Origin of the sequence: Puia dinghuensis (assembly GCF_014642875.1) — a bacterium.
Taxonomy (GTDB): Bacteria; Bacteroidota; Bacteroidia; order Chitinophagales; family Chitinophagaceae; genus Puia; species Puia dinghuensis.
Genome location: NZ_BMJC01000005.1, coordinates 544,970 through 568,604 on the forward strand (window position 1 = coordinate 544,970; position 23,635 = coordinate 568,604).

General features: G+C 51.7%; 19 protein-coding genes. 5 read left to right on the plus strand and 14 right to left on the minus strand.

The window, feature by feature from the left end; translation table 11 throughout:
• The first annotated feature begins 18 nt into the window (after positions 1–18).
• Positions 19–1,044, plus strand: a complete 1,026-nt coding sequence (locus IEY39_RS23790) for a LacI family DNA-binding transcriptional regulator (RefSeq protein WP_188936417.1) — start codon at positions 19–21, stop codon at positions 1,042–1,044.
• Between the two features lie 90 nt (positions 1,045–1,134).
• Entirely contained in the window at positions 1,135–2,232 is a 1,098-nt protein-coding gene (locus IEY39_RS23795) for a phosphotransferase enzyme family protein (RefSeq protein WP_188936419.1), read from the plus strand.
• On the opposite strand, the gene IEY39_RS23800 is transcribed toward IEY39_RS23795, so the two are convergent.
• Both IEY39_RS23800 and IEY39_RS23805 read right to left on the minus strand, forming a co-directional pair.
• Positions 2,180–3,490, minus strand: a complete 1,311-nt coding sequence (locus tag IEY39_RS23800) for an amidohydrolase family protein (protein ID WP_188936421.1) — start codon at positions 3,488–3,490, stop codon at positions 2,180–2,182. The genes IEY39_RS23795 and IEY39_RS23800 overlap by 53 nt on opposite strands.
• A gap of 44 nt (positions 3,491–3,534) precedes the next feature.
• Complete coding sequence (locus IEY39_RS23805) at positions 3,535–4,413, minus strand: serine hydrolase domain-containing protein (RefSeq protein WP_188936423.1); 879 nt, start codon at positions 4,411–4,413, stop codon at positions 3,535–3,537.
• 12 nt (positions 4,414–4,425) lie between these two features.
• On the opposite strand from IEY39_RS23805, the gene IEY39_RS23810 reads away from it, so the two are divergent.
• The gene (locus tag IEY39_RS23810; protein WP_188936425.1) at positions 4,426–5,430 is read left to right on the plus strand and encodes a glycoside hydrolase family 43 protein; all 1,005 of its coding nucleotides are present in this window, start codon (positions 4,426–4,428) and stop codon (positions 5,428–5,430) included.
• 19 nt (positions 5,431–5,449) lie between these two features.
• On the opposite strand, the gene IEY39_RS23815 is transcribed toward IEY39_RS23810, so the two are convergent.
• The 7 genes from IEY39_RS23815 to IEY39_RS23845 all read right to left on the minus strand — a co-directional run bounded on the left by IEY39_RS23815 (position 5,450) and on the right by IEY39_RS23845 (position 14,747).
• The gene (locus IEY39_RS23815; RefSeq protein WP_188936427.1) at positions 5,450–7,885 is read right to left on the minus strand and encodes a hypothetical protein; all 2,436 of its coding nucleotides are present in this window, start codon (positions 7,883–7,885) and stop codon (positions 5,450–5,452) included.
• Positions 7,863–8,834, minus strand: a complete 972-nt coding sequence (locus IEY39_RS23820; protein WP_188936429.1) for a hypothetical protein — start codon at positions 8,832–8,834, stop codon at positions 7,863–7,865. The genes IEY39_RS23815 and IEY39_RS23820 overlap by 23 nt, the downstream gene beginning before the upstream one ends.
• A gap of 2 nt (positions 8,835–8,836) precedes the next feature.
• A complete protein-coding gene (locus tag IEY39_RS23825) occupies positions 8,837–9,640 on the minus strand; it encodes a hypothetical protein (protein WP_188936431.1) in 804 nt (267 codons plus the stop codon).
• Positions 9,624–10,196, minus strand: coding sequence for a hypothetical protein (locus IEY39_RS23830; protein ID WP_188936433.1), 573 nt, complete (start codon positions 10,194–10,196; stop codon positions 9,624–9,626). Before IEY39_RS23830 ends, IEY39_RS23825 begins: the two co-directional genes overlap by 17 nt.
• An 85-nt stretch (positions 10,197–10,281) precedes the next feature.
• On the minus strand, positions 10,282–11,409 hold the full coding sequence (locus IEY39_RS23835; RefSeq protein ID WP_188936435.1) for a S1/P1 nuclease: 1,128 nt from the start codon (positions 11,407–11,409) through the stop codon (positions 10,282–10,284).
• Between the two features lie 16 nt (positions 11,410–11,425).
• On the minus strand, positions 11,426–12,544 hold the full coding sequence (locus tag IEY39_RS23840) for an ABC transporter permease (RefSeq protein ID WP_188936437.1): 1,119 nt from the start codon (positions 12,542–12,544) through the stop codon (positions 11,426–11,428).
• Positions 12,525–14,747 (minus strand): S9 family peptidase, encoded by a 2,223-nt coding sequence (locus IEY39_RS23845; protein WP_188936439.1) that lies wholly within the window; start codon positions 14,745–14,747, stop codon positions 12,525–12,527. Before IEY39_RS23845 ends, IEY39_RS23840 begins: the two co-directional genes overlap by 20 nt.
• Positions 14,748–14,901: 154 nt before the next feature.
• Here IEY39_RS23845 and IEY39_RS23850 point away from each other — a divergent pair, with 154 nt between their 5' ends.
• Positions 14,902–15,849: an energy transducer TonB gene (locus tag IEY39_RS23850; protein ID WP_188936441.1), complete on the plus strand. Its 948-nt coding sequence runs from the start codon at positions 14,902–14,904 to the stop codon at positions 15,847–15,849.
• Between the two features lie 7 nt (positions 15,850–15,856).
• On the opposite strand, the gene IEY39_RS23855 is transcribed toward IEY39_RS23850, so the two are convergent.
• The 4 genes from IEY39_RS23855 to IEY39_RS23870 all read right to left on the minus strand — a co-directional run bounded on the left by IEY39_RS23855 (position 15,857) and on the right by IEY39_RS23870 (position 22,160).
• Positions 15,857–16,738 (minus strand): TolB family protein, encoded by an 882-nt coding sequence (locus tag IEY39_RS23855; RefSeq protein ID WP_188936443.1) that lies wholly within the window; start codon positions 16,736–16,738, stop codon positions 15,857–15,859.
• 60 nt (positions 16,739–16,798) lie between these two features.
• Positions 16,799–18,547: an ATP-binding protein gene (locus IEY39_RS23860; RefSeq protein WP_188936445.1), complete on the minus strand. Its 1,749-nt coding sequence runs from the start codon at positions 18,545–18,547 to the stop codon at positions 16,799–16,801.
• 111 nt (positions 18,548–18,658) lie between these two features.
• On the minus strand, positions 18,659–21,493 hold the full coding sequence (locus IEY39_RS23865) for an ABC transporter permease (protein ID WP_188936447.1): 2,835 nt from the start codon (positions 21,491–21,493) through the stop codon (positions 18,659–18,661).
• Positions 21,480–22,160, minus strand: coding sequence for an ABC transporter ATP-binding protein (locus IEY39_RS23870; protein ID WP_188936449.1), 681 nt, complete (start codon positions 22,158–22,160; stop codon positions 21,480–21,482). Before IEY39_RS23870 ends, IEY39_RS23865 begins: the two co-directional genes overlap by 14 nt.
• Before the next feature lie 17 nt (positions 22,161–22,177).
• Between IEY39_RS23870 and IEY39_RS23875 the strand changes: the two genes are divergently transcribed.
• Positions 22,178–22,783 (plus strand): arylesterase, encoded by a 606-nt coding sequence (locus IEY39_RS23875; RefSeq protein WP_188936451.1) that lies wholly within the window; start codon positions 22,178–22,180, stop codon positions 22,781–22,783.
• 39 nt (positions 22,784–22,822) lie between these two features.
• On the opposite strand, the gene IEY39_RS23880 is transcribed toward IEY39_RS23875, so the two are convergent.
• On the minus strand, positions 22,823–23,551 hold the full coding sequence (locus IEY39_RS23880; protein WP_188936453.1) for a DUF4440 domain-containing protein: 729 nt from the start codon (positions 23,549–23,551) through the stop codon (positions 22,823–22,825).
• Positions 23,552–23,635: the final 84 nt, after the last annotated feature.

Sequence of the window (23,635 nt, forward strand, 5' to 3'; positions counted from 1 at the left end):
TTTAATTTGGTGCTACAAATGAAAGACAAGCTCCCCACCATCAAGGAGATCGCCCGGCAGCTCAACGTCTCCATCTCCACCGTCAGCCGCGCGCTCCACGACCATCCGGGCATCGGCCTGCGGACAAAGATGCGGGTGCAGCAACTCGCCCGGCAACTCGAATATGAGCCCAACCAGACGGCCATCTTTTTTAAGCAGCGCAAGACCTTCACCATCGGTGTCGTTCTTCCCAATCTGGGCGAAGAATTCTTCTCCCAGGCCATCAACGGCATAGAAGAGATCGCCACCCAAAACAAATACAGCGTCCTCATCGGCCAGTCAAAGGACGATGTCGCCCGCGAACGCCAGATCGTCACCACGATGAAGAACAACCGTATCGACGGCCTCATCGTCTCTCTCAGTAAGAACACCACCACCTACGATCATTTCACGGCCCTGAAAAAATTCAATATCCCCGTCGTCTTCTTCGATCGCGTCCCCACCTCACCCGACTTCAATAAGGTCTATTCCAACATGAACAGCGGCACCCGTGAAGCCATCGAATTTCTCATCGACAAGGGTCATCGCCGCATCGGCGTCATCAACGGACCGGATCAGATGCGATCGTCCCGCGAACGCACTGAAACCTATAAGCAGGTGCTCATCGCCCGGCGGCTAAAGATCGACCTCCGCCTCGTCACCTCCACCGATCTCACAAAAGAAGGCACCCAGCGGGCCATGCAACACCTTCTCAGCCAGCGGCCAAAACCGACGGCCATCCTCGTCATCAATGACTACATCGCCCTCGACGCCATCCAATATGCCAAACAACAAAAACTAAAGATCAACAAGGATATCTGCTTCGTCAGCTACGCCAACCTCCCTATCACCCACTACCTCGAAACCCCACCGATGGCCTCCGTCGAACAATTCCCCTATAAGCAAGGCGCCAAGGCCGCCGAAGTCCTTATGCAATTGATGGCCAATGACAACAAAAAGGAAGAACCCGGATCCTTCCTCAACATCGTCATCAATGGACAGCTGATCGTCCACTCCCGCCGCTGATCCTCCCCGCCGCCCCCTATTTCACGCAATCGTTTGCATAACGCACCCCTCGCGCCGCCGCATTACCTTTGCCTTTTCAAATCGTCGTGCATGTTGGACTCCGTCCTGAAGGCCTATGGCTTCCCTCCTGATACCTCCGTCACCCCTCATGGCAGCGGCCTCATCAACCACACCTGGTTCCTGAAAACCCAAAAAGGCAAATTCATTCTCCAACGGATAAATCAACAGATCTTCCCCGCACCCGATCTCATTGCCCAAAATATAGAAATGGTGGGCAGCTATCTCTTAACCCACTATCCGGATGCCGTTTTCCCCCGACCAGTGTCCACCAGAACAGGCGACACCCTGGTAGACGCTGGTCCCGACGGCTATTTCCGACTCTATCCTTTCATCGAAGACTCCGTCACCGTCGACATCGCCGACACCCCCGCCCGGGCCTTCGAAGCAGCAAGGCAATTCGGGCTTTTTACCCGAATGCTGTCAGGCTTCCCCGCTGGCAACCTCCACGAAACCCTGCCCGACTTTCACGATCTGCCGCTACGCTACACGGCCTTTCGTCGCTCCTTGCAAAACGGCAACCCCGATCGCATCCGCAAAGCAGGGCAACTCATCGGTTTCCTGGAATCCCACAACCACATCGTCACCGAATACAGCCAGTTGCTCGCCGACCCCGGCTTCAAACGCCGCGTCACGCATCACGACACCAAGATCAGCAACGTCCTGTTCGACGATCAGGGAAAAGGCATCTGTGTCATCGATCTCGATACGATGATGCCGGGTTATTTCATCAGCGATGTAGGGGACATGCTCCGAACCTACCTCTCACCTGTATCCGAAGAGGAAAAGGATTTGACCCTCATCCAGGTACGCGAGCCCTGGTTCCAGGCCATCGTGGAAGGCTATCTCGGCGAAATGAAAGACCAGCTGACCCCGACGGAAAAGAATGCCTTCGTCTATGCCGGGTCGTTTATGATGTATATGCAGGCGCTCCGCTTCCTTACGGACTACTTGTATGAAGACGTATACTATGGCAGCAGGTATAAAGACCACAACTACAACCGCGCCCTCAACCAGGCTGCCCTGCTGGGACAATACCTGGAGAAAGCTCCTCAACTAAAAAACATCGTCCGCAAGGTCATTGCACAACCACCTGCCCGCCTTTCATCACGAAATGCACCTTTAGAATAGCATGAATATCCGTGTCGAGGTCCCCATCTACAGCAATGATATCTGCATAGTAACCCCGCTTTAGCACCCCGATCTCCCTGCTCCAGTTCAATTGCCTGCTACCATTTATCGTGGCAAACTGCAGCACCCGCGGAATAGGAACTCCCGATTCGGCATATCCGATAAGCGTTCGTTTCGAAGGCTCCGAAAAAGGTAGCTTGAAATCGACATAGTCATCCGATCCCGCCGCAACCATCACCCCATCCCGTATCGCCGCCCGCAACCGCGACCCCAGATAACGCCTGAATCCCATCACATTGGCCGCGGCACTCTTGTCATCCGGGTTGGCGATCTGAGCATATCGGACAAAGGTGACGCTATCCCCATCCGTCGGAACAAGTATCGTCCCCTTCCTGGCCATCAGTTGCATCGTCGTATCGTCCATACTATATCCATGCTCGATGCCATCTACTCCACCGATCACCGCATTGTATACCGCTTTATTATCAGTGGCATGGGCCGTAACCCTCAGTCCATAGCGATGCGCCTCCCCAACGATCGCCTTTATCTCGTCCACGCTCAGCATCGTATTATTCGGGGTGTTGTTGGCGTAGATCTTTATTACATCCGCCCCCTGGGTGATATTCTCCCGGACAGCCTGAATAGCATCCTCCGGCCCTTTAATGATCCGGTACTCATCGTCGACAATATCCCGGTGCTTGTAGATAAGGCCCGGAAGCTGGCCGCCTTCGGAAGCAAGTCCCCGGCCGGCACACCGCATTCGCGGACCGGGCGCCAGTCCTTCGTTGATGGCCCGTCGCAAAGCAATATCTCCATATTGACCCGAATTGCCGAGGTCCTGCACCGCCGTGATCCCCGCCAGCAAATAAGCCTTGGCCCGCGCCGCCCCATAAAGCGCCCGGTAAGCGTCTCCCTCCGTCGTCAGCTCCTTTATCAGATCCATCGACTGAACGGTATTTCCCGGGTGAATGACTTCCCGGTACAACAAATGCGTATGTGCATCGATAAGTCCGGGCAGTACGGCGTAGGAAGAAAGATCGACAACCGTATACCCGCTTTTTTCGGCCTCGGTAACTTCCTGTTCGGGTTTCACCGCCTCTATCCGCTGGTCCTTTACGAGAATAACCATCCCGGTCTTGAATTCACCCGTTTCGCTGTCGAAAAGTTTGCCGGCCTTTATCAGGTAAGTAGTATGTGGGTTCTGTGCCATCACCATTCCCGATAACAGTAACAGCAACCCAAAGAAACATTTTTTCATAAACAGAGGATTTAACATCGGCTAAAATAGCAAATCATCCCCACTTACAACGCCGCATCTACCAACTGTACCAATTCCATCTCCCTGTCCTGTCGCCCCTTATTATTCAAATTCACAGTCATAAGAAATGCACAATACCCCCGCGCATTGACAATCCAGGGAAAACTGCCAAACAACCCAGGACTGCTCACAGCCTCGCCCATGATCCATTCACCATAGCCATACCCTACCCCTGCACCCCCGTTCTCCGCCGGCGTATACGCGATCCGTACCTCCGGGCCAAGTCGGTTCACCTGCATCTCGCTGACACTTTGTTCGCTAAGCACCCTGACGTCATGATAAACACCCCGGTTGACGATCATCTCGAGAAAATGGATATAATCTTCCGGCGTACTGCTGGCTCCACCCGCCGGTAAGGCCACCGGCCCCTTCCCAAAATCCGTATGGGTCATCTCCAACGGGCGCGCGATCCGTTCCCCAAACAACGTCTCGAAGGACTCACCGCTCACCTTCTCAAGAATCGCCCCCGCAATCTGTAATCCCGCATTGCTATAATGAAACACCTTCCCCGGCTCACCCTCCATCGGCAGCTTCCCCTCATCTACAAAGGTCATGATAAGGGCAGCGCTAAGCCACTTGCTACAGCTGGCGATAGGCTGTCGCGTCGCCACCGAATAATCATCGAAACTCGCCTCCTGGTGCTGCTGCCGCGCTATCCACCGGTCTACCATCCGCTGCCCCGAACTCATATCATTCACCGACTTCGTATGCACGATCTGCCCATCCTTAGCCACCACCAAAATGGCCCGCCCACCCATGTCCCGCGCATTCTCCTGCAACCACGCATCCACTTTAGCAAACGGCTCCTGCCCCCGGCAAATCCCCAATAGGCCCATGGCCACTATAAAAAATATATATTTCATATCTTGCAATCTATGAAAAATCTTACCCTCTTCCTATCCGCCATCATCGTGCTCCACACCGCCACTGCCCAAACTCCCAACCCTACCCCTATCACTTCCGGCAACCCCATCTTCCCAGGCTGGTACGCAGACCCCGAAGCCGCCGTCTTCGACAACGCCTATTGGGTCTACCCCACTTATTCGGACAAATATGACAAGCAAGTCTTTTTCGACGCCTTCTCATCGCCCGATCTCATCCATTGGACAAAACATCCCCACATCCTCGACACCGCCTCCATCCACTGGGCACACCGCGCCATGTGGGCCCCGGCCATCACCTGCCTTGCCCACCCGCCCTCTGGCTCCCCCAAATATTTTCTCTTCTTCGCCGCCAACGACATCCAGAACGACAGCTCCGTCGGTGGCATCGGTGTCGCGGTCGCAGACAAACCCGAAGGTCCCTATAAAGATTATCTGGGAAAACCCCTCATCGATAAATTCCACAACGGCGCCCAACCCATCGACCAGGCCGTCTTTCACGACAAGGACGGGCAATATTATATGATCTACGGCGGATGGGGCCATTGCAACATCGCCCGGTTGAAACCCGACTTTACGGGCTTCGAACCCTTCCCCGACGGAACGACATTTAAAGAGATTACGCCAAAAGGCTATGTAGAAGGCCCCTGGATGTTCAGCCGCAACGGCAAATATTATTTTATGTGGTCTGAAGGCGGCTGGGGCGGCCCTGACTACTCCGTGGCCTATGCGATGGCCGACACTCCCACTGGGCCCTTCCAGCGCATCGGCAAGATCCTGCAACAGGACACCGCCGTCGCCACCGGCGCAGGGCATCATTCCGTCATCCACATCCCCGGCACAGACGACTATTACATCGTCTACCACCGCCGCCCCCTGGGTGAAACCGACGCCAACCACCGCGTCACCTGCATCGACCACATGGTCTTCAACCCCGACGGCCTCATCCGCCCCGTCACCATCACCAAAGAAGGCGTCACCGCCCGCCCCCTCCACTAACGGCCGGGGTGCATTTCTTTTATCTCAAGACACCTCTGCGGATGAAAATTCTGTTCCTTAGTTCCTCTACCCTTACTGCTATCTCTTTAAAGGAATCATGCATGGCAACTTCGATCCTCTTGACTGCATAAAGCCTGTCTGTAGCATCTAAAATCTTCAAATTAGCTTCCGGCAAATTGTCTTTTTCCCAGTATTGCAATGCCTCATAATATTCTATCTCAGCCTCTGTGAAGTTATAGATAGCAAGGCTGGAATAGTCGAGACCCGCATCTCCACAGAATATCTTAAGCTCTTCAATAGCCCCCCGGGCTTGTTGTAACAGCGCATCCTGAGAAAAATTCATTAAAGCATATTTCCGGGTGCTGGTATCCGCTATTGAATTGCAAAGAGCGATCAGGTTCTTCCGAATAAGCAAACGGGCAAACTCATTATCGACTTCCGCCAGAAGCTTGCCATAGCCATCCTTAGCTTTCTGCTCGAATACCAGGGCATTGGCAAAAAGCGCGATACAAGTCTCTATTGCATCCCCGGTTGCATTTCCCTCTAAAAGGATATCATATGCCTGCGAAACATAGCCCAGCGCCAGGCCATGGCAAAACCGCGGATCGTCACTCTTCGCCAACAATTCATTTCCCATCCTGATTGCCTCTGAAAATTGTTTGTTCCGCCTTAACAACCAAAGAACCACGTAGTCGAACTCCTGGGCGAAAACAATATTTTTCTTCCGAATTTTAATCTTGTTCCCACCGGGCTCCAGCGCTAAATTAATGGCGGCATTTTCCAGAATCCGCTTTTGCTTTCTTAAAACCTCTATTAATTCCAGCTCTTTCGAACTGTTATCTTTCTTTTGACTCGCCCCCGCATTACCGACATCGGTAATCAGATAGAAATAAGTTGTCAGCAGGAATTGTAATGAAATATTTCTTATGTTGTCGCTATCTTTGGATATCTCCTTGAAGATATTGTTTAAGTTAGGGACGATTTCCTGGATATCGGTTTCCTTATTATTGAAAATCTCGCAGATCATCTCCAACACGGGATAAAGATCCCTGGCACATTCCTCTTCACCATCTTGTATCAGCAGCAAAAAAGGTAATTGATGAAAGCTATCCCGGACGATATCCAGTCCGAATCTGATCCTTATCGTGACAATACTTTTGTTACGATTTAGAATGTTGTAGAGTAAATACGTTTGCTTATATTGACTGATATTGAACAGGATATCGCTCCCTTCCGTCATAATATTCTCCTGGTCTATATATCTCCTCACCTTTGACAATATCGAGTTTACTTCACTCATTTTCCCTGATATATTCAAATCGAGAATCGCTTTGTATTTATTGTAGATCTTAAAGTAAAAGTGATTATCGATATTCGCGGAGTATCGACCCAGTATCCGGTCAAGCATATTCATCATCTCATCGTCTCCATAAGCGTCTGCACCTGCTGAATCACTCTTTGAAAGCTGCCTCACCTGCGTGATCAATTTTTCCAGCGACTGAAGTATAAGAATAGGTGTGTCATCATTTGCGTCCGGAAACTCTTCTGTCAATATTTTAAAAAGGAAACATTGAAATATATTTCTATGAAAATTATAATGCAAATATCCGCTCTCATTATCGACATTTTGTTTAAACAAGGAAAAGATCTCTCTCGACTTCAGCGGGGCAGATGACAGATAAATAAAGTTCACCTTTCTTTCCGGGTACTCAAGCCGGAGTTTGTTATTGATGCTATTCAGCCTGTCGATTACTTCTACATCCCGGTAAGAGTTGGACAAATAAGTATATCTATCCGTGTCGGAGTTGAGCCTTGTCAGATAAAAAGCGTTGTTTTCAACAAACAGGTCATATATCTTTTCTACATTGTCCGTTGGCGTTGCATCAGCAAAAACAGTGTTTAAAATGTGGTCTAATTCGCTGTCTGACGTATTGAAATCGAAAACGGAAAGCTTATTTTCTAAAAAGGAAAAGAAATTCCTGTTTATATTCCCTTTGTTTTCGCTCAGTATCAGTAAAAAAAGAACCAGTTCTATATTTTTCCGCAGCTTTTCCTTATCGATGCTCTCACCCTTTTCTAATTTGCCGATCTCCTCGGATAGCCTTTCCATATTCGAGGTAAGAAATCCGCTGTTCTTTATCTGGCGCTCTATATGGTTTTTCGCGGCTAATAATTCTATTTTATACTCATCAAGTACGATAAGCCTGGAAGTCAGGAAGGTGTTGAAAAATTTATCATAGGCAATTGCCCGTTGAGCGATCATGTTCTTGTTCCCCGAATTCAGGAATCCGCTCTCGGTATAAGGCAAAAAATGATTCATGATATCATAGGTATCTATCGCATAAAAGAATTGAAACCCCTCTTTTCGCATCTGAATATCCCGCTTGATATCATGAATCTCTTCAATCCTGAAGTTTACAATAAAATTATTCTTATCCACGATTTTCCCGCTCATATCTTATTGCTTTATGTCTTTTTTTTACATCATCACGCATCCGGTAAATATTATCATTTTTCGCATAATCACCGGTATTCCCCTCCATGGATAGCCTGTGCATCTCATGTTCCATCTGAAAGCTTCTCACAACAGTGGACTGTCCCATCAACCCGGGGTCCAGTCTGTCGGAATAGGTCTTGGAAAGTAGTCGCATGAATACAATATTGTTCAGCCAGGACGTATCTTTGACAAAAATATCCCGCCGGTTGAAGATATCTCTTTCCTGCATGAACGTCGGCTCGCTCTGATACTCGCCCAACACATCCAGCAAAATGATCCTATGATCGGAATTCGCTTCTTCTTCATAAATATATTTAGCTAATACGTCGTTGGAAATTCTGTACTCATTAATGTAAGTGAACCGGTCATTGCTGTAAATGAAATCCCGGTAATTCAGTCGATAGGAAGACCTTATTTTATTAAATAAGGCAATAACTTTTTCCAGGGCATCGTCTATACGTTTCAAATCGCCTTTAATGTCTTTGTGTGCCAGGTAAAGGTCCGGATCAACAGTAAAGACCGGTGAGGCATTCACTTTCCCGATCAATTGATGGGTAATTCCATTGAGTTTAAAAAAGGAAGAAATGATGAGTTTCGAAACATCATTGCCCATTTTATAAGGCAGCGAAGGCACAATTTTTAGAAAAAGTGTCTCGAAGGGCCCTGCCTCGATCCTGCCTTCCTGAGTGACATAGCTAAATATTTCCTCGCCGGATTTTTCAGCCCGCATCTCCTTCCCCGTATATCTCAGGCAATCTTCCAAAGTCAGATCACCCGCCGATTCGAAGTCAATCATCGTTGAATTCCCGGCAGCCTGGAAGAACAATTGCTCATCCTCGTTTATGAAAACACTTTCACAAAACGCATTCACCGGCATAAATGGCCTCATCACACCGTAATACCTCATTTTCACAAATTTTTATATATATCACTTATTTTATTATTCACCTCCTCTACTATATAGTTATAGATAACGTCAGCTGTCCTATCCTCCCGGTAAAGCAGTATCTTCTTATCATATTCGTTACCTGAAAGATGAAACGCACTCATCACCTGTTGCTTGGCCTCTTCTGTAGAACCAAATCTATCCGGAAGTATGATAAAGAGGGGCGTCAACGGCAAGGAATCGACAAATTGTATTTCTATCGTATATGCCTGATCTCCGAATTCTGTCTCCGCCTGACGGTCTTCAAGAAAAGAATACAAATGTTTCAACCATCCTATCGGTGAACACCAGGGATAGTGTTCAGGTTTAATGGTCAACTTCTTCTGCAAATAGTTATCATTACACGAAAAGAGATGCCAGATGAACATCTTGATCTCATCGCTCACTGAATCAGGTTTAATCAGAAATTCTTTCAGGGGCAGATTTATTTTATACCGTTCATAACCGCCGGAATCAAATGGAACGAGCCTTTGGGGACATCGCTGAAACGACTCGAGATCGAAAATAAACCCTATTGGCGGGTTTCGTCTGTCATAGCGGTGGTGTAACTGTTCTTCCGGGATATAGGGCGCCCTGCCGTAAAAGAAAAATAACAAACACTCATTAAATTCCTCATAAAATTCGACAGCCCGCATTTCTTCGTGCTCCAGCATTTTTCTGACAGCTTCGAGATTGGTTGTATGGCAGACGGGCAGCAACGGAATCCTTTTGTAGGACTCTTCCCCCCGATTTCCAAACAGATCCGAAAATTTAACCACCTGTTTCATTTTCTTCAGATTTCGTATAGTTGGTATATGCGTTATCAAGGTCGATGATTGCCCATCGATGATAGGTGGATGCTTTGAATAATACCACCATGGAAAGGGCAATCCCGCCGATAAAATGAAAAATAGTAAAGGATTTTATGGAGACGAGGCATTGAACATCTATACAAATAAGTGCTAAAGCCAGGGATGAGGAAAAATTCTTTAGCACATTCCATTGCTCTACATATCTGAAATTCTCCTTGCTCTTTTCTCTTACGACAATGTATTTTTGTGAGTTACCCGCACTGGAATTTTTTGGTTTTGGTACAGGCCATAACCATTCCTTTAAATTAAGCAGGTAGTTGCCGAAGATGCATAAGATAAAGCCGGTACAATACGCCGCCAGGATGAATAAAAAAGTCACCAGTAAACCGGCATCGCCCAATGCTTCTTTAACATCGTCCGGGGTAGGCCCTGCCGGTGAGTGTGCAGGAATTATAAAAAGGGATGAAATTAATAACCCGCCTGGAATGGCATAGGAAAAGAGATCAAAAAGAGTGTATTTTAAGTTTTCCATATCCAAAGAGGTATTAAAAGCACCTCTTAAGATACTCGATACAATCCGCTGAAAAAACGGGAAAAAAACGGTTTTTTTATCTCAACTATTTCACTACAAAATGCGCCGCGTCGGTAACCACAATCTCCGGCTTCCCCTTATATAGAATAATCTTCCCCGTCGCTTCCACCGTCTTCCCCTCGATGCCGGTATAAGCATCCTTCACATCCCCCTTCAACACCACGGTCAGCAGCTGATTGGGGTACGCCGCACCCAGATTCACCAATGTAAGCCCCTCAAAAGCCTTGTAGCCGTATACCTTCGCGCTTACCACCACATTCTCCCCCACATGCGCCCCGGCATCCGCAACATCAATCCTCACCGCAGCCGAAGAACCCGCCGCACTCACCGCCGCCTCATTCGCAAACAAACTATTCAACACCCCCGCCAGCCGTATCCCCGCCTGCTCCAACCGCTGCTCCACAATACCAATATGCTCCTGGTAATACTGGTCGCCAACCGCCCGGCTCTTCATCGCATCCACCTCCGCATACAGCTTCGATGAGATAGTATAACTCTCCCACATCCACTTGACAAGCGGGTCCTTCTGCCATTGGCTCATCTGTTCCGGCGTAGCATGATCCACCCTCTCGGCCAGCTGCTCATAGCTAAGCCCCAGGCCGTCGATCAGATTCCCATCCCAAACGCTGTGAAGATTTGTCCCATTCCCCTTATAATTAAGCTGAATCGTATTACCACCCCTATCCTCGGCGCGGCTGACATGCATGGGCTGGTGTAAGTCGCCCACAAAATGAACGATAAATTTCAACGCCTCCACCTTCTTCTCCCGTGGCGTCGCCGGATCCGCCACCTCCCGCTCCAACTGGCGCAACGCACTATACACATTCTCCCCGCTCATCCCTTCCACCTGTTGCCGGAATTCGTCATAACTCAGTCCCAGCGGCAGGTTAATATAATGCCAGGGGCTGGTATGCCGGTACTCCGCCTGCCCGCGAACCTCATCCGCCCAGGTGCTGACATCGGCAAGCGTCTCACTGCCCAACAACTCCTGCACCGCCGCTCTCGCCGCAGGCGTCAGGTGTTTCTCGGCTATCTTCCCCACAGTCCGGTGCCCCGTGACACCCCAGGAAAGCAAACCGACAGCAACGATAACAATAGCTAAAATGGCTAACCGCGGTGACTCCATTCGGGCCAGACAAAGTCTCTTTTTCATAGCCGCCAAGATACGACTATTCCCACTTAAACGCCTTCACCGCCCATACCCCAATCCCCACCGTCCACAACAACAATCCTCCTAACTGCACCGGCAACTTCCAAAAATGCATCCCATCAAAAGCAATCTTCCTCAACCCTTCCACAAAAAAAGTTAACGGTAAAATATTACAGAAATCCTGCAACCAATGCGGATAACTCTCGATCGGAAAAAACAACCCACACAGCAAGATCTGCGGCAACGTAAGCGTATTAGCCACCGGCGTCACCGAATGCTCGTTCTGCACCACACCGCTTATTATAAACCCGATCCCCATAAAGATCCCCAACCCGAACAGCGAGAACAACAACATCTCCACCACCGTCGCCCAGCCATTCACCAGCGTAAAATCGAATATAAAATACCCCAACCCCACCATGATCATGAAGCCTATCACGTGAAAGAACAGCCGGCTCAACATTTCTCCGCCGATGATCGTCCGCTTCCGCACCGGCGTCGCCCGCAGTCGCTTCAATACAAAATTTTGCCGCAGGCTGAACAACAGAAAAGCCGACCCATACACCCCCGCCATCAACAACGAAAACCCAAGCTGCCCTGGCAATACGAAATCGATTGTCTTATGCAGGTGCCCCGGCACCCGAACCATCGTAAACGCGGCAAGCGAAGGATTCTTCGGAAAAACCCGCCGGTCCAATTCCCTGATCGTCGCATTGATCACCGGCCGCAACAAGGTCATCCCCCTGGAAGTGGAATCAGTTCCACTCAAGGTAACCCGGTAATGCGGGATCATCGCCCCCACACCTCCATCCGAAACGATATTCAATTCGGTACCGATCGTCCCCTTCTTCATCGCCTCGCTGATCTCCGCCGCCGAAAGTCCCGTCTCCAACCGCACGATCCGTATCTGCCCAATCGCCTTGTAGATAGGATTCACTGTATCACATCCCGGCGCCACGGCCACCTTTATCGGTCCACCACTATCCCCCACAAGCGACCCGAAAACGATAATAAAGAAAATAGGGAACGCCAGCGAGAACACCACCGAAGTAGGACTCCGCAGCGTCGCGATCAGGCTATACTTCGACAATGTCAGCGTAGCCCGCAACTGGCTCACCCTATTGACCGTTCCTTGCATCTGCCCTCGGCTTCATCAGGTACTCATGCGGCGGCTCCGCCCCCATCAGGTTCTTCACAAAATAATCCCACCTCCGCCGCATCATATAAGGCGCCATCGGCCCATATCCATGCGGACTGTTGGGGAAGACCACCAGGTCATAATCCTTATTAGCCCTCTCCAGTGCCTCCACCACCAGCAGGGTGTTATACGGCGGCACATTATTATCCATCATCCCATGCGCCAGCATCAATTTCCCTTTCAGATTCTTCGCATAGTTCTCGTTCGCCCCCTCGGCATAATTATCCGTCCCATCCGCCTTCTTAACCAGCAACCCGTTGTACCGCTCGCCCCAGTCATCCTCATAATTACGATTATCGTGGTTGCCTGACTCCGAGATGCCTACCTTGAAAAAATCGGGGTATCTAAACATCGCACCCGCCGTTGCAAATCCGCCACCCGAATGCCCCCAGATCCCAACCCGGTCGACGTCGATAAACGCATACCGCTGCGCCAGCTGCTGAATGCCCGTTACCTGATCTGCCAACGTATTCGTCGACATATCCCCATAGCTCATATCATGAAAACTCTTGCTCCGGTAAGGATTGCTCGTCCCCTCGATAGCTACTACGATAAAACCGAGTTCCGCCAGCGCCTGGTGGTCGATGCGCGAAGCGGCAAATCCCCAATTGCCTACACTCCCTCCTTGCGGACCGGGATAGATATAATCTATTATCGGATATTTCTTCGAACTATCCATCCGGCTCGGCGTGAACAACAACCCATACAGGTCCGTCTTGCCGTCATGCGCCTTCACCGTTATCACCATAGGCGGTTTCCAGCCCGTAGCCGCCAGCCGCGACACATCCGCTTTCTCCAGCGGCAGCAGCAGCTTCCCATCTACATTGCGCAGCACCGTCACCGGTGCCACATCCGGCTGCGAATAGCTGTCGACAAAATAATCGCCGTTGCGCGAGAAGCTGATCATATGATTCCCTTTCTCCGGCGTCAGCAATTCCATATGTTTGCCGTCAAAACCGATCTTATACAGGTAATTAAAATAAGGGCACCCCGGTTCGCGGCCCGCACCCATAAAATACAGTTCCCGTTTCTTCTCATCCACCCGCACCAGCCGCGACACGATCCATTCTCCTGAGGTGATCTGGTTCTTCACCTTACCCGTCGTCGCGTCACAGAGGTAGAGATGTCCCCAGTTATCCCGTTCGGAATACCAGATTATCTCGTTTGATTTAGCCAGGTATCGCCAATCGATCGTCCCACGGCCCGACTCGAACTGCGTAGGCACATCTTCTTCAAACACCTCCCGCACGTCGCCCGTCGCCGCATTCGCTATCCGGAATTTCTCCTGCTTATGGTCCCGGGAGGTTGAAACAAAAGCTAATTGTGCATCATCCTCCGTCCAATCTACATCGTCGAAGGTTCCGCTGCTGGCAATATCATCACTCAACGTAGCCCGGTGCGGATCCGGTGGCACGTTGAGCGCCACCACCTTCCGGTCATCCACGTCGACGATCACCCGCTGGATCATCGGGATCACGGAATCTCCCGGCAGTGGATATTTCCAGGTCTTCAGCGTAGGCTTACCCACATTCGTCGTCACCAGGTACATATCGGTCACACGGCGTTGATCGTCTTTAAAGGTGGCAATCTTCTTGCCGTCGGCGCTCCAGCGCAGAATGGGTCCGTCCCCGCTCTTCCAGCCGGCATTGTCCGTCGCATAGCCAAAATCCTTTACCCCATCGGTGGTAAGCTGCACCTCCTGGCCTGTTGCTACATCGCGCACCCACAGGTTATAATCCCGGAGAAAGGCCACCCGCTTGCCATCCGGTGAGGGAACCTCGTTACCACCCCCTCTGCCGCCCCTGCCGCGCCGTTCTTCCCCATCGCTCAGCGTTACCGAATTGTGAGTCGAAGTCGCAAGCCCCGAAGCAAGGGCCGCCCGGCTGTGATACACCGTCCGTGTCTTCTTCGCCGCATCTACGAGCACATACTCGCTACCCGTCGGCGTCAGCACCCGGTACCAGAACAAAGCCCCCGGCAACCAAACGGGCATCACATTCGCCCGGTCGACCAGCGGCTCGGTATTATAGCTCAGCATACTTTCAGCGCGGGCATACTCTTCTGTAGTAACAACACGGGTCGATTGCGCCCGCCCGGCCATCATTAAGGCAAGACAAGTCGTCGTCAAAAATATTTTAGTCATAATATGATATGGAAATTAGCAAGGTCACCTGTATATGGTCCAGGCGAAAATAGCGCATTTCGCGCAAAGCACTCTACCGCCCGTCCCCCGGGCTGCCGCTCCTGTCCCTGACGCACCCCTTCCACGATCCCAAAACTCTCCTTATCTTCCAGTTATGAAACACCCCCTCCTCCTGCTACTGACCTTTTACACACTCGCAACCTGTGCTCAAAAAACCGAAAAGTATTATGACTTTGAATGGAAAGAGACTGACGTAGGTCACGCCCGGTTTTATTCCACTGGCGAACTCACTGACTCCGGCTGGCACCGTCAGGATCTTTTTATAAATGGCTTCAAGCTGCAAATGGACGGAGTATACGAAGACAGCACATGCAAGACTCAAAACGGAAAATTCACCTTCGCTTACCCAAATAAAATAGTGGAATCCACCGGTCGCTATCTCCACGGTAAGAAACAAGGGCTTTGGCTCGACTTCCACCCCAATGGAATGATGGCCGATTCGGTAGTCTATGAGGCAGGTAACCCTATCGGGATAAAGCGCGGCTGGTATCCAAATGGATATCCCTCCGATTCGGCCATCTACAATGTCGATGGAAGCGGCATTGAGGTAGGGTGGTTCGACAACGGCAACGTCTCTTTTGCCGGTGTCCTCTCAGCCGGGTTCAAAAAACATGGAAAATGGCAATTCTTCCATAAGAATGGACACATAAGCGCGATCGAAATCTATGTCCACGGACAGCTTAAGGAAAAACAATACTACGATGAGCAGGGTCAGGCCATCGCAGATACCACCAGCAGAGACCGCAAGGTCGCCTTTCGCGGTGGCTCGAAAGATTGGCTAAAATATCTGAATGGCCATCTCTATTGGCCTCCGGATTACAAGATCACCAACACCGATGCCGTTGCAGTCGTCATTTCGATGACAGTCGATGAGGACGGTAAAGTCGTCGATGCCTATGTCAGCACCCCTTTCTATCCCCCATTCGAGAATATCGCCCTGAATGTTATTCGTCGCTCACCGGCATGGACCCCCGCCATTGAACACAACCGCAGGGTAAGAAGCCAGCTCCGGCAACCGGTCATCTTCAGCCAGCCGGAATAGCTGGGCGCTACCGCTGCGCAAAACTCACATCCATCCGATTCTTATACGCCAGCGCAAAATGGCCTCCATCCAGGTCCATCCGGTAAATATTCCCTTTGCCGGCCGCCTTGCCCTTCTTTCCATTGCAAAAAACCGTATCCCCCTTCAACACCGGCTGCCAGCAATCATATCCCTTCGGGGAGATCCGCACACTCTTCCCCGAGCCCAGATCATGGACAAACACCGCGGCCGGCGGCTCGTCATCACCAGCCTCCCCCTCCATCTCCGCCCAATATATCAGTTTATCTTCTTTCTTGCTAAGCACAAAGCTCGAAGCGCTCGAAAAAGACACCGCCGTATCCATCTGCTCAAAAGGTACACTCTGTAATATCTTCCCATCCAGCCCATAGATATACACCGCATTCATATTCTGTACCACAATCTTCTTGCTGTCGGCGCTCCAGGTCGGCGAAGTATACCCCATCAGACTGTCCGTCGGCTCAGCCAGCAACACTGCGTGCTGATTGTCTTTATCGATGTATTTGATGCCCCAATCCTTGCCCGTCCAGGCATTGTAGACAAGATAGTCACCGTCGGGCGACCACATCGGCCCATAACAGTTATGACACCCCGTATCCAGAAAATTTACCTTCCCGGCTTCCAGGTCGAACACCGCGATCCTCCGCTGACGATCGGGCGCACCAGCATCCGTATAGGCAATCTTTTCGCCGTCCGGCGAAAGGCACGGATCGGTTCCATTGATATACACCCGCGTGGGCGTCTTCCCATATCTCCCTACATACACGCCCTTACTGGTCGCATAACAATAATCAAACCCCCCTTTGGGGTTCGAAAAAATACCACACCCCGCGCAAAAAACCACCATTGCTGATAAATACAGATATTTCATAAGTACGGATTTTCAATTTTCGCGGCTCTTCGCCAACGTCTTCATATGGCGGCCGGCCGCCTACTTCTTCACAATATGACGCAATATCTTCCTATGCATCTCATCCGGGCGAAACGGCTTGTGCAGATACCCATTGAACCCATGTTTCTGCAGATCATCATACATATTCTCATACACCGCCGCCGTAAACGCTATCGCCGGCACTTCCTTATCCACCTCTCTTATCTGCGACAACAACGCCTTTCCATCCATCAACGGCATCTCCAGGTCTACCAGCAACAGATCATACGGCTGCTGCTGAAAAAGGTCCCATGCCACCTGCCCATTCTCCGCCGTATTGATACTCGCGCCCCAGCTATGAAGAAACCGTCGCGCAATTCGCATATTCACCGCATTGTCTTCCACTAATAAGATCCGTATCCCGTTCAGCTTCTGTAACCCCCGCAACTTTTCCTGCGGTACGATCATCATCGGCTGTTGGAAAGGCAGGGATACATCGAAGAAGAACACACTCCCCACTCCCGGCTCGCTTGTCACCTGCAGCTCACTATTCATTTTCTTCACCAGCTCCCGGCAGATGCTAAGGCCCAATCCGCTGCCGCCATACTTACGCGTGGTCTCCGCATCCGCCTGGGTAAAGCTCTCGAAGATCACCGGCAGTTTCTCCGCCGGAATGCCGATACCCGTATCCATTACAGAAAACCGGATGTCTACCCCGCTGTCGGTGATCTTATTGATCCGCGATTGCAATGTCACCGACCCCGACTCCGTAAACTTTACAGCATTGGAAAGGAGGTTGAGCAACACCTGTTTCAGCCGCATCTCATCTCCCACCACCTTCTTTCCGGCGGGCAGCTCGTCCGTCTCCAGGTAAAGCCGGATATTTTTTTGATGAACGACAGGGATAAAGGAGTCTGCCGCCTGTTGCATCGTCCGGCCAAGATCGAAGGTCTCCTGCACAAACTCCAGTTTGCCCTCATCCAGCTTGCTGAAATCCAGTACCGCATTCACCAGTTGCAGCATATGCTCCGAAGAATCCTTTAATACTTTAAAATGATCGCTGGTATGCAACGACTCATGCTCCTGGATCAGCAAATGCATCGTTCCGATAATGGCATTCAGCGGTGTCCGCAACTCATGACTCATATTACTCATAAACCGGGCCTTCGTCGCCGCTGCCTTCTCCGCCTTGTCCTTTGCCTGCGTGATCTCTATCTCTGCCAGCTTCAGGGATCGGATATCCCGCTTGATCCGCCTCTCTTTAAAATCCAGCAACCGCAACACAAAGTAGAAGAAGACACATACCAGAATAAAGGTGACGACGATATTGAGTACGAGATGCCGGTGGTACACTGCCTCCGATACAGGCTGCCGAACGGATTGATACGGCATCGCCAGGACTATCGAGAGCAGGTTCAATGTCGTGGCAATGATAAAGAAGCTCACTACGAGATCGTTCTTGCGCACCCGCAAAAAATAGATCATCGCCATCACAAAAGGAAACAGGTAGAGATACGAACCCTGAGCCGTCCCCTCGAAATAACAAAGGAAAAAAGAGTGAGCATTGACAAAAAAAATGCTAAGGATCTTTGGCGCCTCCAGGTAACCCTTTACGTTAAGCAGGATAAATCCAAACAATACAAAGATGCCGGATATTTCGATAACGGCGCTTGCCATCATCCGGTCGGCAATATCAAAAAGGAAATTGATGAAATTACAACCCATTGCCAGCACAATAAAGGTATTGAGCTGCCAGAAATTCGCCCGGGTAAGAGGTGCGACGGGGGGGCCTGCTTGCGTTTGGTTCAAGGGATCAAGTTGGATTTTAACTCTTAAATATATAGCAAAAACCGTGCATACGCAATACCGTGACCTAACTCGTTATGTCTCATGCAAATGCAGCCCTGCTGCGGCCTCACCCTACCCTTCCTTGCGTAATATCTCCAGGGGAGGCTTGTTCAGCACCTCTCTGCTATTGGACCACCCTATCAAAACCGTCAATCCGCAGACAAATACAAAAATCTCTATCACCCCCATCCAATGCACCGTAAAAGTGCTCTCCAGTGCAAGCCGGGCCATCAGTTGGGTCATCCCCAGCGCTAGCAGGATACCCGTCGCGGCAGCAAGCGAACCCAGGAAAAAATACTCCAGCAGCTGAATCGTCCGCACCTGCCGCCGGCTCGCGCCAAGCGTCCGCAATAACACACTCTCCTGCACCCGTTGGAATTTACTGATCAGCACCGAAGCGATAAGCACCACCACACCCGTCAATATGCTAAACCCGGCCATAAACCGGATGACAAACCCAATCTTCCCAAGGATATCATTCAAAACCCTGAGCACCAGCCGCAGGTCGATCATCGACACCGTGGGGAACCGCCGCACTACGGCCTGCTGAAAACGCGCGGACTGCTCCGGTGAGGATACTTCGGTGATCAGTACCCGGAATTGCGGTGCCTGCTCCAAAACTCCCGACGGGAAAACGATCCCAAAGTTCGGCTGCAACCGTCGCCGGTCAATCGTCCGCAAGCTGCCCACGATGGTCGTCATCGGTATGCCCTGTACGTCAAATACGACCGAATCTCCCACCCCCACATGAAACTGCCGGCGGGCAAACTCTTCATCTAGGCTGATATAGATCGGGTCGGCCGCGCTCTTCACCGGTTTTCCCAACTTCCCCGCGACAAGCTTCTCCGACGACAACAGCGAATCCCTGTAGGTTACCCGCTCTTCCCTATTGAATACCCAGGGCGCAGGCAGTCCTCGCCTCCCGCTTCCGGCCCTCACACTATCCTCTCCACCACCACTCTCTGCCCCGTTCGATCCTCCACCATCCCTGTTCTCACTCCTTCCCCCGCCAAAACCACCCCTCGGCCCACCGCCAAATCCTTCCCGCCGGCGCTCTCCATCGGCCTCCCTACCCGTATCCTGCGCCACCGCCATTTCCGCGGTCACCCCCCGGATGGACTGCACCCTCATCGTAACGATCGGCACCTCCTGCAGTATCGGCAGCCCTGCGCTCCGTACCAGGCTGTCCACACCCGCCAGCTCATCCCGCTGGATATCGAAAAGGATCATATTCCCTTGATTACTGTTGGCCGCAAGCGTTACCCTGTCGATCAGCATCTGCTGAACAAAATATAGCGTACCGATAAAAGTCGTTCCAAGCCCGATCGTCACCACAAGTATCAACGTCTGATTATTCGGCCGGTATAGGTTGGCAAAACCCTGCCGCCACAGATAGCTCCAGCGCATGGGGAAGAAACGGCGCACAAGGAACATCAGCAACCGGGCCATCCCGGCAAGAGCGAGAAAGGCGACAACCAGGCTGACGGTAAAGGCTATCGCCTTCCCCCAGCTCTGCATCCGCAGAAAGGCAAAGCCGGTGATAAAAACCAGGATGGCGGCGAACACCAGCCATTTCAATGGGTCCAAACGGCCACCCACACCCTCTACCGCCGATCGCAAAATGTACATCGGGGATATCTTCCTTATCGACAACAGCGGCACCAAAGCAAATAACACAGAGATGCCCAACCCCACCATCACTCCTTCCCCCACCGCCGGCCACGAGACCTGGAAGCGGGTCTGTAGGGGCAGGATATCCTTCAACACCCCGGGCAACAGCTGTTGGATGGCTACACCCAGGATAGCGCCCAGAATTCCGCCGATCAGCCCGATGCCCATCACCTGTATCAGGTAGATAAAAAAAGCCTGCCGGGCCTTTATCCCCAGGCAACGCAGGACGGCGACATCCATTATCTTTTCTTTGATGTAGATATTCACGCTGCTCCCCACGCCCACGCAGCCCAGCAACAACGCGACAAAACTGATCAGTATCAGGAATTGTGTCAGGTCGCCAAAAGCCCGGCCCAGATTTCGCTTCCTTGTGTCAACGGTATCAAATTGCTGATCCGCCTTCTCCAGCCGTGGCGTAATGGCTGCCATCAACTTCCTTATATCTGACTTCGGGTATTGATAATAGTACCGGTAATCTACCCGGCTGCCCATCTTCAGTAAACCCGCCTCTTGCAGGTAACGCAACGGGATAAACACCGGTGGCGCCACCGTCGTTGAAATTTCGTTCCGCCCTGGCGCCTGGTCAAGACTACCCGCTATGACAAAGTTCAGGGTACCAATACGGACGCTGTCGCCGGGATGGCCCCCATACTGCAGCAGCAGGGTTTTATCTACAAGCGCCATCCGCCCGTTTCTGAAATCGACGCCCGCTGACGCGGGCGTCGTCTGCAAGGTTCCATAAAAAGGATAATCCCCCTCCAGGGCCCTCACCTCCACCAGCCGGCTCTGCCCGCTCTTGACAAATAAGATCATGGAAGCAAAACTCCGTTCCTCGGCATGCCGGTTGGGCGCCGAATCTACAAGGGCGAGCAGCTTGGGCGCAGGAGGCCGGAAGCCCCTCATCACAAGATCGGCCCCGACGAGGGTCTTCGCCTGGTCGTCGATCCCTACACGAAGGTTATGTCCAAAAGAAAGCGTAGATACAAGGGCTGCAATACCCAATATGATAGATGAGATGAAAAGAAACAACCGGCCCCGGTTGCGGCGGCTATCCCTCCAGGCCATAAGAAAATACCACACCAAACCCGGCCCCCTACCACCACCAGCCCCTGACTCCCCATAAAAGCCCCCACCCGCACCGGGCCCGTCGGCGTTCCCCCCTCCACCCCCAGGCCCGTCGGCGTTCCCCCCCGCACCCCCCGGCCCGCTCGCGTCAAATAATTTATTGTTTCTCATCGGCGATAATACGGCCTCCTGCGAGCCGGATAATGCGCTGCGTGCTTGCCGCCAGCTCCGTATTATGCGTCACAAGGATAAGCGTCGTACCCGCCTGCCGGTTAAGTTCAAAAAGAAGCTGCGTTATCTTCCCGCTCGTCTCCGCATCCAGGTTGCCAGTAGGCTCATCCGCAAAAAGGATCCTCGGCTGGTTGGCAAAAGCTCGCGCAAGCGACACCCGCTGCTGCTCACCACCGGATAACTGAACGGGATAGTGCGTCAACCGGTCCCCAAGTCCTACCCGGTCAAGCAACTCCTTGCCCCTGGTCCGGACATTCTTCTCCCCCCTCAGCTCCATGGGAACCATCACATTCTCCAACGCGGTCAGCGTCGGCATCAACTGAAAATTTTGGAAAATAAACCCGATATAACGGTTGCGGACAGCCGCTCGATCGTCCTCGTTCAGATCGCCGAGCGGAATATTGTTTAGTTCGATCGTCCCGGACGTGCTGCGATCGAGACCAGCGCTAAGTCCCAGCAGGGTCGTCTTCCCGCTGCCCGACGGACCGACAATAGCCGTCGTCGATCCCGCCTCTACGGAGAAGCTGACATCATCCAACACGCGCAACGTTTTGCCGGCTAAATAATAGGTCTTACTGACATTGTTTAACTTTAGGGCGGTTTCCACAAATACAATTTACAACTATGCCGGTACAATTGTTGTTCTTTATCCTTTTCTTTTCCGCATTCCAGTCGCACCCGCAAAAACACATCATATTCTTTGGCGACAGCCTCACCGCCGGCTATGGCGTCAGCCCCGACCAGGCCTTTCCCGAAGTGATCAAACACCGCATCGACTCCCTTCACCTGCCCTACCAGGTCACCAATGCAGGCGTCAGCGGAGAAACCACTTCGGGCGGCAAAAACCGCATCGGCTGGGTGCTTCGTCAACCCGTGGACATCTTCGTCCTCGAGCTCGGCGCCAACGACGGCCTGCGCGGGATCCCTGTAACTGGCACCACCGCCAACCTCCAGGCGATCATCGACTCGGTAAAAGCCCGCTACCCCTCTGCGCGCATCGTCCTCGCCGGAATGCAGGTGCCTCCATCCATGGGCAGCGTCTACGCCACGGCCTTCCGCAACCTCTTCCCCGCCCTCGCCGCCAAAAACAACACTGCGCTCGTCCCCTTCCTTCTCCAAAACGTGGGCGGTATCCCCCGGCTCAACCAACATGACGGCATCCACCCCACCGCCGAGGGCCACCGCCTCGTCGCCAACAACGTCTGGAAGGTCCTCAAACCCCTCCTTTGACCCATCTCATGTGACCATCTCAAGTGTGAAACCCCACCCCTATTTCACAGGCGTCAACTGCGCCTGCACGCACCTCCATACCCCGTCCTCCTTAACATACGTATCCGTATATAAACTATTCCCCTTCACCTCCTTCCCATCCAATAACTTAGTATATACCGTCTTACTCCTTACCAGCGCGGTATTCCCAAATATCTTTATCACCTCATCCGTATACCCGAACGACGTATACCCACTACGCCGGTACGCCGTCGCCCACCCCTTCAAATACTCATCCCGCCCGACAATATGCCCGTCAGACTCTATACAAACAAAATCACGATGGATCATCGCGGCATGCCGCACCGCATCCTGGCGTACAAAATTTTCGATAAACTGCTTATTCAAGGCACTCAGCGCCGCACTGTCCGCAGCCCGCGGTCCCTGCTTCCATTCGGCGCTCCCATAAAAGGCCTCTTCCTGTCGCTGCCGTTCCTCCAAACTCGGATATGCGCGGATAAGATAGTAGCTACTATCTTCCTGTAACGAGGCGCCGTAACCCAGGACAGCAATCTTCCAGCGGTTGAGCATCGGCAGCGATCGCTCCACAACAAGCCGGTGAAAACTGTCCCGGGTCCCCGGTCGCACTGTGTAAGACCTAAACTCAATGACGGCAGTCTGTGCCCGCACCCCGCCAGCCCCACAAACCATCGCAACGCAAAAAACACTCCCGGCAATGGAATTTCGGCAAGCGGCGAAAAGGCTTCGCAAATTTTCCGTTATATTCATTCTCGAAAATAATCCTCACCTCTGCAAAACAGGCCTTATTTTATAAGAAATTCACCACCGAAGTCCTTGCTTTCAATCTTTCTT

Coding starts and splice junctions, on each gene's coding strand:
- IEY39_RS23810 (WP_188936425.1), top strand. CDS start 4,426: ATGAAAAATCTTACCCTCTTCCTATCCGCCATCATCGTGCTCCACACC.
- IEY39_RS23820 (WP_188936429.1), bottom strand. CDS start 8,834: ATGAGGTATTACGGTGTGATGAGGCCATTTATGCCGGTGAATGCGTTT.
- IEY39_RS23840 (WP_188936437.1), bottom strand. CDS start 12,544: ATGCAAGGAACGGTCAATAGGGTGAGCCAGTTGCGGGCTACGCTGACA.
- IEY39_RS23830 (WP_188936433.1), bottom strand. CDS start 10,196: ATGGAAAACTTAAAATACACTCTTTTTGATCTCTTTTCCTATGCCATT.
- IEY39_RS23800 (WP_188936421.1), bottom strand. CDS start 3,490: ATGAAAAAATGTTTCTTTGGGTTGCTGTTACTGTTATCGGGAATGGTG.
- IEY39_RS23795 (WP_188936419.1), top strand. CDS start 1,135: ATGTTGGACTCCGTCCTGAAGGCCTATGGCTTCCCTCCTGATACCTCC.
- IEY39_RS23855 (WP_188936443.1), bottom strand. CDS start 16,738: ATGAAATATCTGTATTTATCAGCAATGGTGGTTTTTTGCGCGGGGTGT.
- IEY39_RS23825 (WP_188936431.1), bottom strand. CDS start 9,640: ATGAAACAGGTGGTTAAATTTTCGGATCTGTTTGGAAATCGGGGGGAA.
- IEY39_RS23790 (WP_188936417.1), top strand. CDS start 19: ATGAAAGACAAGCTCCCCACCATCAAGGAGATCGCCCGGCAGCTCAAC.
- IEY39_RS23875 (WP_188936451.1), top strand. CDS start 22,178: ATGCCGGTACAATTGTTGTTCTTTATCCTTTTCTTTTCCGCATTCCAG.
- IEY39_RS23880 (WP_188936453.1), bottom strand. CDS start 23,551: ATGAATATAACGGAAAATTTGCGAAGCCTTTTCGCCGCTTGCCGAAAT.
- IEY39_RS23845 (WP_188936439.1), bottom strand. CDS start 14,747: ATGACTAAAATATTTTTGACGACGACTTGTCTTGCCTTAATGATGGCC.
- IEY39_RS23835 (WP_188936435.1), bottom strand. CDS start 11,409: ATGAAAAAGAGACTTTGTCTGGCCCGAATGGAGTCACCGCGGTTAGCC.
- IEY39_RS23815 (WP_188936427.1), bottom strand. CDS start 7,885: ATGAGCGGGAAAATCGTGGATAAGAATAATTTTATTGTAAACTTCAGG.
- IEY39_RS23805 (WP_188936423.1), bottom strand. CDS start 4,413: ATGAAATATATATTTTTTATAGTGGCCATGGGCCTATTGGGGATTTGC.
- IEY39_RS23850 (WP_188936441.1), top strand. CDS start 14,902: ATGAAACACCCCCTCCTCCTGCTACTGACCTTTTACACACTCGCAACC.
- IEY39_RS23865 (WP_188936447.1), bottom strand. CDS start 21,493: ATGAGAAACAATAAATTATTTGACGCGAGCGGGCCGGGGGGTGCGGGG.